Origin of the sequence: Streptomyces sp. NPDC051662 (genome assembly GCF_040681655.1) — a bacterium.
Lineage (GTDB): Bacteria > Actinomycetota > Actinomycetes > Streptomycetales > Streptomycetaceae > Streptomyces.
In genome coordinates, this window is the sequence record NZ_JBFAZD010000006.1 from 349,551 (window position 1) to 361,847 (window position 12,297).

The following is a 12,297-nucleotide window of genomic DNA, read 5'->3' on the forward strand; positions in this document are numbered from 1 at the left end:
GCGTCCTCCGGGCAGGAAGTAAGGGCAGCTGAGGGTGCGCGAGGGCAGGTGGATGCAGTGTGCAACCTTCCAGTCGGCCGCGATATTCCGGCGAACGCGACGCGAACGGCATCGGAAGAGGACGCCGGTCCTTACCGCCATTTCTCTGACGCCCCGTCAGAGCTGGGACGCGCGCCCCCCCGGGGCCCCCGTGGCCGAGTCCGCCCCGGACCGTGCCGGTCCCCGGGCCTACGCCGAAATCCCGATGTACGGACCGCGTGACGCCTGCGACCATGACCGGCATGGTCCGAGCCCCCGTGGAAACCGACACCGTCCACCTGTCCGCGCCCTCGGGGTCACCCCGTACCTGGGCGGTGCTCCTCGCCGCCTGCGCCGGGCAGTTCCTCGTCGTCCTCGATGTCTCCGTGGTGAATGTCGCCCTGCCGTCGATGCGCGCGGACCTCGGACTCTCCGGCGCCGGTCTGCAGTGGGTGCTCAACGCCTACTCGATCGCGTTCGCCGGTTTCATGCTGCTCGGCGGGCGGGCCGCCGATCTCTTCGGCCGCAAGGCGATGTTCCTCACCGGGCTCGCCGTGTTCACCCTGGCGTCCCTCGCGGGCGGACTCGCCCAGGAGGGCTGGCAGCTGCTCGCCGCCCGCGCCGTCCAGGGGCTCGGCGCGGCCGTGCTCGCGCCCGCGACACTCACCATCCTGACGTCCGCCGTACCGGAAGGCGTCGCCAGGACCCGGGCCATAGGGACCTGGTCGGCGGTCGGCGCGGGCGGTGGCGCGGCCGGTGGGCTCGTCGGCGGTGCACTCACCGATCTGCTGTCCTGGCGCTGGGTCCTGTTGATCAATGTGCCGGTCGGGGTGCTGGTCCTGGCCGGCGCGGCGGTATGGCTGACCGAGTCCCGTACGGAGCGGGTACGGCGCCTCGATCTCCCCGGCGCGGTACTGGTCACGGCGGGTCTCGCCATGGTCGCGTACGGGATCGTGCAGACCGAGGAGCAGGGCTGGGGAGCGGCGGCGACGCTGCTGCCGCTGCTCGGCGGAGCCCTGCTGCTCGGCGCGTTCGTGGCGGTGGAGGCACGGGCGAAGGCACCGCTGATGCCGCTCGGGCTGTTCCGGGTACGGGCCGTGTCCGCGGCCAACGCGGCGATGTTCGTCTGTGGCGCGGCGTCGTTCGCGATGTGGTTCTTCATGACGGTCTACGCCCAGAACGTGCTGGGATACACACCGTTGGACGCCGGACTCGCGCTCATCCCCAGCTCGCTGTCCATCGTGCTCGGCTCGAAGTTGGCGCCCCGGCTGATGCCACGGGTCGGCGCCCGTAATCTGGCGGTGCTCGGGACGCTGATGGCGGTGGCCGGGTTCGGCTGGCAGTCCACGATGACCGCTGACGGAACGTATCTCTCGTCGATCCTCGGCCCCGGCCTCCTGATGATGACCGGCCTGGGTCTGGCCGCGACCCCGCTGGCGGCGCTGGCCACGGCGGGCGCCGCCGCCGATGACGCGGGTCTGGTCTCCGGCCTGATCAACACCTCACGGACGATGGGCGGCGCGCTCGGTCTGGCGGTCCTCTCCACGGTGGCCGCGTCCCGTACGGCGGGCGGCACGAGCCCCCAGGCGCTGACCGAGGGGTACGCGCTGGCGTTCAGGACGGGCGGCGGGGTGCTGCTCGCGGGGGTCGTCCTGATGCTGCTGTGGCTGCCGCGCGGCTCCTCGAACACGTAACGGCCCCCGGCCGGGCGGGCGGGACTTTCAGGACCCGCCCTACAGCCAGCCCTGCCCGCGGGCCGTGCGTACGGCCTCCATGCGATTGCGGGTGCCGGTCTTGCCGATGGCCGAGGAGAGGTAGTTGCGTACGGTCGACTCGGACAGCCGCAGCCGGTCCGCGATATCGGCGACCGTCGCCCCGTCCACGGCCGCGTTCAGCACATCACGCTCCCGCGCCGTGAGCGGGCTCGGCCCCGCGCTCAGCGCGGCGGCGGCGAGGGCGGGATCGACGACGGTCTCACCGGTCAGCACCCGCCGGATCGCGGCGGCCAGCTCCTCCACCGGATCGTCCTTGACGAGAAAGCCCGCGGCCCCCGCCTCCATCGCCCGCCGCAGATAGCCCGGCCTGCCGAAGGTGGTCAGGATCAGGACCCGGCAGTCGGGCACCTCGTCGCGCAGCTTCAAGGCCGCGTCGAGACCGCTGAGTCCGGGCAGTTCGATGTCCAGCAGCGCCACATCGGGCCGCGAGGCGAGCGCGGCGTCCACGATGGCGTCGCCGCGCCCCACCTGCGCGACCACTTCGAGGTCCGCCTCCATACCGAGCAGCAGGGCGAGGGCGCCGCGCATCATGCCCTGGTCCTCGGCGAGGAGGACCCGTACGCACCTGGCCGGTCTGTGGTCCCGCGGCATCTCCGTCACCAGCACAGCGTAGGGCGGCGAGGACGTCAGCTGCCGTGTCCGTCCGGCCCGGCCAGTGCGTTGAGTGCGGTGACGATCCGTTTCTCCTCGTAGGTGAAGTGCGACTCCAGCAGGGCCGACAGGCCGTCCAGCTCGCCCAGTACCCTGGGCGCGTTGTCCGTGCCGTCGGCGGCGGCGTCGGCCGCGCCCTGAAGGAGTTCCTCCACACTCCGCAGGATTCCGCTCACCACCTGGTGGTCCTGGTGCAACAGCTCAAGGACCGGGCGGAGTTCGGGATGGCGCGCGGCCAGCGCGGGGAACGTCACGTCGTCCTCGTCGGTGTGGTGCCGGCTCAGGGCCGAGCAGAAGGCCAGACAGTGGGCGCGCAGCTGCCGGGTGGTGCCCGGGCCCGGGGGCCTCGCGGCGGCGAGATCCGCGCGGATCCCGGCCAGCTCCTCACGGAGCCACATATGCGTTTCGATCAGCTGATTCCCGAGCGCCGTCAGACGGCCGTCCGGTTCGAGAGAGTTGAGGTGTTCGAGGTGTTCACGGGGTATGTCCATGGTTGTCCCATGATTCGGCGCCTCCATGCCCACGGCGGTCTCTTCGCCGGACGCACCGCGACGCTGAGCCGGGATTTCACCACCCCGGGTAGGCCGCGTCAAGCGGGTGGCCCGCGGCGGACGCGGCGTCGGCCGGGAGTACGGCGGTCACGCGGAAGCCCTGCCCCGGCGCGTCCGGCGTCGCCCCCGTCACCTGGCCCGCTTCGAGTGAGCCGCCGGCCGCCGCGAGCCGTTCCGTCAGCCCCTTCAGACCCGTACCGCCGTACGGTACGGAGCCCCCGGACCCTCCGGCAGGACCGGTCCGTACGGCCGCCCCCGCGCCGTCGTCCGTGACCGTCAGCCGTACCCGCTCCGGTGAGCCGTCGATCGTGATCAGGCACCGGGTCGCGGCGCTGTGCCGTACGACGTTCGTGACGGCCTCCCGTACGACCCAGCCGAGCAGCACCTCGGCCCGCGGCTCCAGCGGGGGCCCCGATTGCCGTACGACCGGCTCGATCCCGGCGGCGGCCAGCGCCGAGCGCGCCCGGTCCAGATCCGTGGCGAGGCTGCCCTCGCGATAGCCGGTGACGGCCTCCCTGACCTCGGTCAGCGCCTGCCGGCCGACGGACTCGATGTCGCAGACCTGCTCCAGGGCCGCGTCCAGATCGCGTGGTGCCACCCGACGCGCGGCCTCCGCCTTGACCACGATCACGGACAGGGTGTGGCCGAGCAGATCGTGCAGATCGCGCGAGAAGCGCAGCCGCTCCCGCTCCACCGCCGAACGGGCCAGTTCCTGGCGGGTGTCGCGCAGTTGGACGACGGTCTCGGAGAGGGTGAGGATCGCGGCCGTCACCATCATCGAGAGGAACGTCCCGTACGCGACGCCGATCGCGTCCCAGCCGTCGTGGTACGCGGCGACGCCCGCCGCCGCGACGGTCAGCGGGACCCCCACCAGAGCGAGGGCCCGGCCGCGCAGCACACTGCCGCAGGAGAGTCCGAACAGCGGCAGGAAGAGCAGCCAGCTGCCGCCGTACGCGGCGCCGAGACCGAAGGTCATCAGCCCCATCACCACGAGCGTCCAGCGGGTGGCGCGGCTGTCCCGCGCCTTCTGGTCGAAGGACCGGAACACCACCGAGACATAGAGGGAGTTGAAGACCAGCAGACCGATGCCGCCGAACCAGGGGTTGGGCGTCTCGCCCTGGACGAGATTGGAGAAGGAGCCCAGACCCAGCAGCAGCCACGGCAGCATCGCGTAGCCACTGGGTGGTCCTGGCCGCCCGCCCGTGGCCCGCGCCGACTTCACCGCGTCCTCGCACGCCTCACGTGGTCCCGCCCTCACGCGGTCCTCGCCGACCTGCGGTACGAGAACACCGCGTACGAGCCGAAGACGAGAAGCCAGCCCGCCAGCACCGCGATCGTCGTCACGCCCGGGGCCGCGCCCTGTGTGGTGGACCAGCCCAGGTCGGCGAAGCGGTTGGCCGGGGTGTACTCCGAGATCGTCCGCAGCCAGCCGGGGAACGCGTCGATCGGGAACCAGAGCCCGCCGACCACGGACAGGACCATCAGACAGCCCACGTTCACCACACCGGTCGTCTGCGCGGAGAGCCGGTAGCCGTTGCCTATGCCGAGCAGGGTGAAGGGGAGCGCGCCCGCCCACAACAGCACGATCAGGGCCGCCCACTGCCACAGCGCGAGCCGTACGCCGTTGACCAGACCGCCCGCGGCCAGTACGGAGAGCAGCGCGGGCAGGACGGTCACCGAACCGGCCATCGCCCGGCCCAGCACCACCTGGCGGGGCGGCATCGGAGTGATCCGCAACTGCCGCAGCCAGCCGAGCGACTTGTCCTCGGCGATCCCGGTGCCCGTACCGACGGCCGCGCCGAGTGCGCCGTACGCGGCCATGCCCACCATGGAGGCGATCTTCCACTCCATGTAGTCCGCGCCGGCGCCACCGCCGACATTGGTGAAGAGCAGATACATCAGCACCGGCATGCCGGTGCCGAAGATGAGGAAGCCGGGATCGCGCAGCGTACGGCGGACTTCGAGCTTGATGTACTCCAGCATGGCGGGCATTACCGGCCGTCCCTCGTGTCGTGCTTCACGGCGTACCTCGTGTCGTACTTCGTGGCGTCCCGGGGCTCGTTTCCGGGCTCGTCCTCGGGATCGCCCGTCGTGCGCGTCAGGGCGAGGAAGGCGTCTTCCAGCGTCGCCGGGGCGACTTCGAGACGGCGGATCGCGTCGAGTCCGGCGAGGGCGACGACGGTCGCGTCCGAGTCGTCCGTACGGAGCCGGGCGCGGCCCGCGCGTACCTCGGCCGAGACGACGCCGGGCAGCCGCGTCAGCTCCGCCGTGAAACCCTCCGGCAGGTCGAAGCAGACGAGATGGCCGCCGACCGAGCCCTTGATCAGTTCGCTGGTGCCGTCCGCGACGATCCGGCCGTGGTCGATCACGATGATCCGGTCGGCGTTGTCGTCGGCCTCCTCCAGATAGTGGGTGGAGAAGAGCACGGTGTTGCCGCGGTCCGCGTAGGCCCGCATCGACGCCCAGAAGGCGCGGCGGGCCTCCACATCGAGGGCGGCGGTGGGCTCGTCGAGTACGAGCAGTTCGGGGCCGCCGGCCAGGGCGACCGCGAATCTGACCCGTTGCAGCTGACCGCCGGAGAGCTTGTCGACGCGACGGCCGGCCAGTTCCGTGAGCCCGGCGAGACCGAGCGACTCCGCGAGGGGCAGCGGGCGCGGGTAGGTGCTGGCGACGAAGGTGAGCAGCTCCCGTACGGTCACCCGACGGATCGGCCGGCCGTCCTGGAGCATCGCCCCGACCCGCCCGGCCGTGACAGCGTGCGCGGGCGGCCCGCCGAAGAGCCGCACCGTCCCGGTGTCCGGCTCGTCGAGGCCGAGGAGCAGCCCGATGGCGGTCGACTTGCCGGCGCCGTTGCGGCCGAGCAGCGCGACGGCCTCACCTCGCGGAACACCGAGATCGATGCCGTCCACGGCCCGGACCGCGCCGAAGGTCTTGACGACACCGGTGAAGCTCACGGCGTCCGCCGGGGCACCGTCCGTCGGGGCATCGGGCCGGGTGCTCGCGGTGTGCGTGCTCGCGCTGTGCGCGCCCGTGTCCGGGGTGTCTGTCGCCGGCGTACCGGCTGTCTGCGTCATGCCCACGACGCTACGGAACCGACCCACCGTCCCGACAGACTCGTGTGTACGAACTCACGCGGTACAAATGTCCTGTCCGGATGCCCCGCCGCCCCGGGGCCGGCCACCCCGCCGTCGCATGGCGAGAGGCCGCCACGGACGTGCCGTGGCGGCCTCTCCTCAGATGTGCGGACGCGTTCGGACCATGCGGAGCGTCCGGATCGTCAGGCCGCGTAGCCGCTCTGCTCCGGGCGCCGGTGCCGGCCGTGGGCGGGGGACGCCGAGTCCTCCGTCGATGCCGCACCTCCCCGGTGCTTTCCGTGCGTTCCGATACCGCCGCTGTCGTCCCGGTCGGTGGCCGCCGCTCCCCGCGGGCGATCCTGGGTCGTGTCGGTTCGGGCTTCAGACATGTGGGAAGTCACCCCGTCGTGATCGCATCTTGTTGTGGCGCAGGGACTCCGGCCGCCCCGTACCGCCACGACAGCGTTACGGTCACGCGTCCGCATCACCGTCACCGACACAACCGGTCGGTACGGCCGCGAAGCCCCCGGCCGGAAGTCTATCCAGGTGCCACACGGCCGGTGAGGGGAGCCTGCTGGAGCGGCACCGGCCTGCACATCACAGGAGTACGGGGGCCGTTGGGCGGTTCCCCGACCGGCGATTCCGCTTGTGCCGGTTCTGTGATCGTTCCAGGATCCGGGTCCCGGTCGGAGAGCCGACCCGGGTCCTGAGGGCCGTCCGGCACCCGAAGCAGCACATCGGCGGGGGCGTCGAGACGTGCCACTCCACAGGGCACCGCCCTTGTGGCGTACGGCAGTTGCAGCACGGCATCCCTGGTCCACACGCCGGATCCGGCCAGCCACCCCTCGGGAGCCCGGCGTTGATGCAGCCGCCGGCCCGCCGGTCGCCACACACCGAGCCAGCTGCCCGCCGCGCCGTCGATCCGCAGCGCCACCGCGCAGCTCTCCGGCGTCAGCACCTGGCCCGGCTGTACGGCGAACGGTGTCACCGCGCAGTCCGGCAACCGCAGACACTCGGGGAAGCGCACCGGCCGGGGACTTCCCAGGACGCCCCACCCCAGCCGGTCGTGGCCCGCCGCGTCCGAGCGGATCAGCAGCAGTCCGCTGTCTGCGTCCGCCAGCAGCAGCCGGTCGTTGCTCTCCTCGGTGATCTGGAGCAGCGGTGTCACCTCGCCGCCCCGCCCCAGATCGACGGCGACGGCCTTCACCACGCCGTCCGTCTCCCGGTCGAGGGCCAGTATCCGGCCCGTACGGTCCAGCCAGACACCGCCCGAGCAGCGGCCGGGCACCTCGGCGACGGGCTCGGGGCCGAACGCGCCGCCCGTCACCAGCCAGACCGTGGTGGTGTCCGGGCCGGCCGACAGGGCGTACGCGCGGCGGCCGTCCGGCGACGGCGGCAGCAGCGTCAGTTCGGTGAGCTCGTCCGTACGGCCCACCGCGCCCACGGGCAGCTGGCCGGTGCCGGGGCCGGTGGGGTAGAGCAGCGAGAAGTCGTGCCGGTCCGCGACCAGCCGGCGGATGAGGACCCTGCCGTCGGCCAGCGGCAGGACTTCGGTGTCGGGCTCCTCCGGCTGGTCCAGGGGGAGGGACACGGCGTAGGGCTCGGGTCCGTCGAGCGTCCACCGCTCCGGGAACCACGCGTCGCCCCGGGCGGCCGGATCGCCCCCGCCGGGCGCGCCGAGTGTCAGCCGAGCCGCGTACGCGCCGTCCGCGGTGATCGCGAACTCCGGGTGCCGTACCGCCTGGCGCGGGCCCCCCGGGCCGCCGCCCCCTCCGCTCGGGCGACCCGGACCACCCGGGCCGCCCGGGCCGTACGGCCCCGTTCCGTCCGCCCCGTCGGCGCCGTCCGTTCCGTCCGCTCCGTCCGTTCCGCTCTCGTTCCCAGTAGCCGTCTCGATAGCACAGGCCGTCATCGGTCTGTCACCTCCGGCGATGAAGCTAGTTTTCGTACTTCCTGCCGAACAACACGAGACCTGGCACTTCACACATAAGGGTGGCCATCGCGCGATTCCGCTGAAAGCGCGGGGGCGGGTGTGCTGGCCGAGACGGTGGTGCTTAAAGTTAGGCACGCCTTACCAGGCACGCCTTACCCGGCATGCCGGATCCCACCCGTAACTCGACGAGTACCGCCTCTCAGGAGCATCAAGATGTCCATAAGACGCCGTGGCACAGCCGCCGCCGTCGCTCTCGCCGCCGCGCTCTCCCTCGCGGCCTGCGGCGGTGGCGACTCCTCCGACAGTGGCTCCGCCGCGTCGGACGGAGGCGACAAGAAGGCCGCCGTCGCCACGGGAGGCAAGGACTTCGCCGACGCGGCCAGGAAGACGGCCGCCTACGGGACCGACGCGGAGCCGGGCCGGTTCCCGCGCACGATCACCCACGCCATGGGGACGACGGAGCTGAAGAAGCGCCCCGAGCGGGTCGTCGTGCTGGACGTCGGCGAGTTCGACAACGTCGTCTCCCTCGGTATGAAGCCCGTCGGGTACGCGCCGACCGAGGGCGACGAGGGCATCCCCAGCTATCTGCGGAAGGGCGCGGGCAACCCCAAGAGCGTCGGCACGATCAACAACCTCAACCTGGAGGCGATCGCCGGACTCAAGCCCGACCTCATCCTCGGCAGTCAGCTGCGCGCGGCCGACAAGTACAAGGCGCTCCAGGCGATCGCCCCGACGGTCTTCGCCATCCGCCCCGGCTTCACCTGGAAGGAGAACTACCTCCTCAACGCCCAGGCGCTGGACCGCACCGCGGAGGCGAAGGCCGAACTCGCCGCGTACGACAAGAAGGCGGCGGCTCTCGGCACGGAGATCGGCCCCGACAAGCCGACCGTCTCGATGGTGCGCTACATGCCGGACCGGCTGCGGCTGTACGCGAAGGCGTCGTTCATCGGCACGATCCTCGACGACATCGGTCTGCCGCGGCCGAAGAACCAGCAGATCGACGATCTGGCCGTGGAGATCAGCCCGGAGAAGATCGACGACGCGGACGCGGACTGGATCTTCACGGGTGTGTACGGCGACCCGAAGAAGACCCAGCGGGACACCGCGCGCTCCAACCCGCTGTGGAAGAACCTGAAGGCGGTCAAGGCGGGGCAGGCGAAGGACGTCAAGGACGAGACCTGGTACCTCGGCCTCGGAGTGACGGCGGCGGACCTGGTCCTCGACGACCTGCGCGGCTACCTCGTCAAGTAGCGGGCGCCGGGCGCGAACGCTCCCGCCCCGCCGTGGAACGCCCGCGCCCACCATGGCCAAGGAGACCTCTGCGGCCATGGTGGGCGGGGCACGTGGGACAGGTAGCCTTTGCACCGTGCCCCCTGTCCCCTCGGCCGTCCCCGCCGACGCCCCCTCCGCGCCCCGTCTGGCGGATGTCCTCGCCGCGCTCGACGCCCTCTGGCCGCCCGAGCGGGCCGAGCAGTGGGACGCCGTCGGCACGGTCTGCGGTGACCCGGAGGCCACGGTCACCCGGGTCCTGTTCGCGGTCGACCCCGTCCAGGAGATCGCCGACGAGGCGGTACGGCTCGGCGCCGAGCTGATCGTCACCCACCACCCGCTCTATCTGCGGGGTACGACGACGGTCGCGGCCTCCACGTTCAAGGGGCGCGTCGTACACACCCTCATCAAGCACGACATCGCGCTGCATGTCGCGCACACCAACGCCGACACCGCCGACCCCGGTGTCTCCGACGCCCTCGCCGGGGCGCTGGACCTGCGGGTCGTACGGCCCCTCGTACCCGATCCCACGGACCCCGCCGGACGGCGCGGCCTCGGCAGGATCTGCGAGCTGGACCGCCCCGCGACTCTCCGCGACTTCGCCGCACGCGTCGCGCACCGGCTGCCCGGCACCGCCCAGGGCATCAGGATCGCGGGCGACCCGGACGCGCCCGTCCGTACGGTCGCCGTGAGCGGCGGCTCGGGCGACGGCCTCTTCGACCAGGTCAGAGCGGCGGGTGTGGACGCGTTCCTCACCGCCGACCTGCGCCACCACCCGGTCTCCGAGGCCACCCAGCACAGCGCGCTCGGGCTGGTCGACGCCGCGCACTGGGCCACCGAGTGGCCCTGGTGCGAGCAGGCCGCCGCCCAGCTCGACGAGATTTCCGACCGTCATGGCTGGGACCTGCGGGTCCATGTCTCGAAGACGGTCACCGACCCCTGGTCAGCCCATCACTCCTCCGACTTCTCAGGAGCCCCCAACTGAACGCCGCGCCCGCCGACCAGATCCGACTCCTCGACGTCCAGGCCCTCGACGTACGACTGTCGCAGCTCGCCCACAAGCGCACCGCGCTGCCCGAGCACGCCGAGATCGAGTCGCTCACCAAGGACCTCGCCCAGCTGCGCGACCTGCTTGTCGCGTCGACGACCGAGGAGAGCGACACCGCCCGCGAGCAGACCAAGGCGGAGCAGGACGTCGACCAGGTGCGCCAGCGCGCTGTACGCGACCAGCAGCGCCTGGACTCCGGCGCGGTCACCTCGCCCAAGGACCTGGAGAACCTTCAGCGTGAGATCGTCTCGCTCGCCAAGCGGCAGGGCGATCTGGAGGACGTCGTCCTCGAAGTCATGGAGCGCCGTGAGTCCGCGCAGGAGCGGGTCACCGAGCTGACGGAACGTGTCTCCTCCGTCCAGGCCAAGGCCGACGACGCCGCCGCGCGCCGGGACGCCGCCGTCGCGGAGTTCGACCGCGAGGCCACGACCGTCACCAAGGAGCGCGAGGTCGTCGCCGCCTCCGTACCGGCCGATCTGCTCAAGCTGTACGAGAAGCTGCGCGTCCAGCAGGGCGGGGTGGGCGCGGCGCGGCTGTTCCGGCGCCGCTGCGAGGGCTGCCAGCTGGAGCTGAACATCACCGAGGTCAACGAGGTCAAGGCGGCACCCGCCGATGCCGTGCTGAGGTGCGAGAACTGCCGCCGCATTCTGGTGCGCACCGCCGACTCGGGTCTGTAATGCGGCAGTTCATCGTCGAGGCGGACGGCGGCTCCCGGGGCAACCCGGGGCCCGCCGGGTACGGCGCGGTCGTCCTGGACGGCCGGACCGGCGAGCCGCTCGCCGAGGCGGCCGAGTACATCGGTGTCGCCACCAACAACGTCGCCGAGTACAAGGGCCTGATCGCGGGCCTGACCGCCGCCAAGGCGCTGGACCCGGCCGCCGAGGTCCGGGTCCGTATGGACTCCAAGCTGGTCGTCGAGCAGATGTCGGGGCGCTGGCAGATCAAGCACCCGGACATGAAGCCGCTGGCCGCCGAGGCGGCGCGGATCTTCCCCGCCGGACAGGTCACCTTCGAGTGGATCCCGCGCGAGCGGAACAAGCACGCGGACCGGCTGGCCAACGAGGCGATGGACGCGGGCAAGAACGGCGGGCAGTGGGATCCGTCGGCGTCCACGGCGGCGCTGGACGCGAGCGCGGCGCGCGCGGCGATGACGGAGGCGGAAGCGGGCGAGGCCGTGGGGCGGGCGGCGCGGACGGAGCGTGCGGCGCGGACGGAGCGGACGGCACAGACGGAGCGTGCGGCGCGGATGGGGCGTGCGGAGGCGGCGACGTCTTCTCCGCGTACCCCCTCCTCCACGCCTTCCGCTTCCGTGGGCTGGGGAGCCTCCGCCGACCTCGGCGCCCCCGTCACCTTCGTACTGCTGCGGCACGGCGAGACCGCGCTCACCCCGGAGAAGCGCTTCTCCGGCAGTGGCGGCAGCGACCCGGAGCTGTCGGCGGTGGGCCGCCGGCAGGCCGAGGCCGTCGCCGCGTCACTGGCCGCGCGCGGCACGGTGCAGGAGATCGTCTCCTCACCGCTCAGACGCTGCCGCGAGACGGCGGCGGCCGTGGCGTCCCGGCTCGGTCTGGACGTCACCGTCGAAGAGGGCCTGCGCGAGACGGACTTCGGCGCCTGGGAGGGGCTGACGTTCGCGGAGGTGCGGGAGCGGTACGCCGACGATCTGAGCGCCTGGCTCGCCTCGCCCGATGTCGCGCCGACCGGCGGCGGCGAGAGCTTCACGGCCGTGGGCCGGCGCGTCGCGGCCGTCCGTGACCGGCTGCTGGAGCGCTACCGGGGCAGGACGGTACTGGTGGTCACGCATGTCACCCCGGTGAAGACCCTGGTACGGCTGGCCCTCGGCGCACCGCCGGAGTCCCTGTTCCGGATGGAGCTGTCGGCGGCCTCGCTGTCGGCGGTGGCGTACTACGCGGACGGCAACGCGTCGGTGCGGCTCCTCAACGACACCTCGCATCTGCGCTGACGGCTGGCGGCTGGCGGC

The 12,297-nt window shown here is 72.2% G+C and carries 12 protein-coding genes; 5 read left to right on the top strand and 7 right to left on the bottom strand.

Annotated elements, in window-relative coordinates:
- Window positions 1-281: 281 nt before the first annotated feature.
- Complete coding sequence (locus tag AB0M67_RS13515) at window positions 282-1,712, top strand: MFS transporter (RefSeq protein ID WP_365745481.1); 1,431 nt, start codon at window positions 282-284, stop codon at window positions 1,710-1,712.
- Between the two features lie 39 nt (window positions 1,713-1,751).
- On the opposite strand, the gene AB0M67_RS13520 is transcribed toward AB0M67_RS13515, so the two are convergent.
- The 7 genes from AB0M67_RS13520 to AB0M67_RS13550 form a co-directional block, all read right to left on the bottom strand.
- Window positions 1,752-2,384, bottom strand: a complete 633-nt coding sequence (locus tag AB0M67_RS13520; RefSeq protein ID WP_365745550.1) for a response regulator transcription factor — start codon at window positions 2,382-2,384, stop codon at window positions 1,752-1,754.
- Window positions 2,385-2,419: 35 nt separating this feature from the next.
- Window positions 2,420-2,935, bottom strand: coding sequence for a hemerythrin domain-containing protein (locus tag AB0M67_RS13525; protein ID WP_365745482.1), 516 nt, complete (start codon window positions 2,933-2,935; stop codon window positions 2,420-2,422).
- A gap of 76 nt (window positions 2,936-3,011) precedes the next feature.
- Window positions 3,012-4,217, bottom strand: coding sequence for a sensor histidine kinase (locus AB0M67_RS13530; protein ID WP_365745551.1), 1,206 nt, complete (start codon window positions 4,215-4,217; stop codon window positions 3,012-3,014).
- A gap of 32 nt (window positions 4,218-4,249) precedes the next feature.
- On the bottom strand, window positions 4,250-4,978 hold the full coding sequence (locus tag AB0M67_RS13535; protein ID WP_365745552.1) for an ABC transporter permease: 729 nt from the start codon (window positions 4,976-4,978) through the stop codon (window positions 4,250-4,252).
- Between the two features lie 8 nt (window positions 4,979-4,986).
- Window positions 4,987-5,949 (bottom strand): ABC transporter ATP-binding protein, encoded by a 963-nt coding sequence (locus tag AB0M67_RS13540; protein ID WP_365745553.1) that lies wholly within the window; start codon window positions 5,947-5,949, stop codon window positions 4,987-4,989.
- A gap of 323 nt (window positions 5,950-6,272) precedes the next feature.
- The gene (locus tag AB0M67_RS13545) at window positions 6,273-6,458 is read right to left on the bottom strand and encodes a hypothetical protein (protein WP_365745483.1); all 186 of its coding nucleotides are present in this window, start codon (window positions 6,456-6,458) and stop codon (window positions 6,273-6,275) included.
- A 149-nt stretch (window positions 6,459-6,607) separates the two neighbouring features.
- A complete protein-coding gene (locus AB0M67_RS13550) occupies window positions 6,608-7,981 on the bottom strand; it encodes a hypothetical protein (RefSeq protein ID WP_365745484.1) in 1,374 nt (457 codons plus the stop codon).
- 234 nt (window positions 7,982-8,215) lie between these two features.
- Between AB0M67_RS13550 and AB0M67_RS13555 the strand changes: the two genes are divergently transcribed.
- The 4 genes from AB0M67_RS13555 to AB0M67_RS13570 all read left to right on the top strand — a co-directional run bounded on the left by AB0M67_RS13555 (window position 8,216) and on the right by AB0M67_RS13570 (window position 12,279).
- A complete protein-coding gene (locus tag AB0M67_RS13555; protein ID WP_365745485.1) occupies window positions 8,216-9,253 on the top strand; it encodes an iron-siderophore ABC transporter substrate-binding protein in 1,038 nt (345 codons plus the stop codon).
- Between the two features lie 115 nt (window positions 9,254-9,368).
- On the top strand, window positions 9,369-10,256 hold the full coding sequence (locus AB0M67_RS13560) for a Nif3-like dinuclear metal center hexameric protein (RefSeq protein ID WP_365745486.1): 888 nt from the start codon (window positions 9,369-9,371) through the stop codon (window positions 10,254-10,256).
- The gene (locus tag AB0M67_RS13565) at window positions 10,253-10,996 is read left to right on the top strand and encodes a C4-type zinc ribbon domain-containing protein (RefSeq protein ID WP_365745554.1); all 744 of its coding nucleotides are present in this window, start codon (window positions 10,253-10,255) and stop codon (window positions 10,994-10,996) included. The genes AB0M67_RS13560 and AB0M67_RS13565 overlap by 4 nt, the downstream gene beginning before the upstream one ends.
- Window positions 10,996-12,279, top strand: a complete 1,284-nt coding sequence (locus AB0M67_RS13570) for a bifunctional RNase H/acid phosphatase (protein WP_365745487.1) — start codon at window positions 10,996-10,998, stop codon at window positions 12,277-12,279. Before AB0M67_RS13565 ends, AB0M67_RS13570 begins: the two co-directional genes overlap by 1 nt.
- Window positions 12,280-12,297 lie beyond the last annotated feature (18 nt).

Coding starts and splice junctions, on each gene's coding strand:
- AB0M67_RS13555 (WP_365745485.1), top strand. CDS start 8,216: ATGTCCATAAGACGCCGTGGCACAGCCGCCGCCGTCGCTCTCGCCGCC.
- AB0M67_RS13520 (WP_365745550.1), bottom strand. CDS start 2,384: ATGCCGCGGGACCACAGACCGGCCAGGTGCGTACGGGTCCTCCTCGCC.
- AB0M67_RS13570 (WP_365745487.1), top strand. CDS start 10,996: ATGCGGCAGTTCATCGTCGAGGCGGACGGCGGCTCCCGGGGCAACCCG.
- AB0M67_RS13545 (WP_365745483.1), bottom strand. CDS start 6,458: ATGTCTGAAGCCCGAACCGACACGACCCAGGATCGCCCGCGGGGAGCG.
- AB0M67_RS13535 (WP_365745552.1), bottom strand. CDS start 4,978: ATGCTGGAGTACATCAAGCTCGAAGTCCGCCGTACGCTGCGCGATCCC.
- AB0M67_RS13515 (WP_365745481.1), top strand. CDS start 282: ATGGTCCGAGCCCCCGTGGAAACCGACACCGTCCACCTGTCCGCGCCC.
- AB0M67_RS13525 (WP_365745482.1), bottom strand. CDS start 2,935: ATGGACATACCCCGTGAACACCTCGAACACCTCAACTCTCTCGAACCG.
- AB0M67_RS13550 (WP_365745484.1), bottom strand. CDS start 7,981: ATGACGGCCTGTGCTATCGAGACGGCTACTGGGAACGAGAGCGGAACG.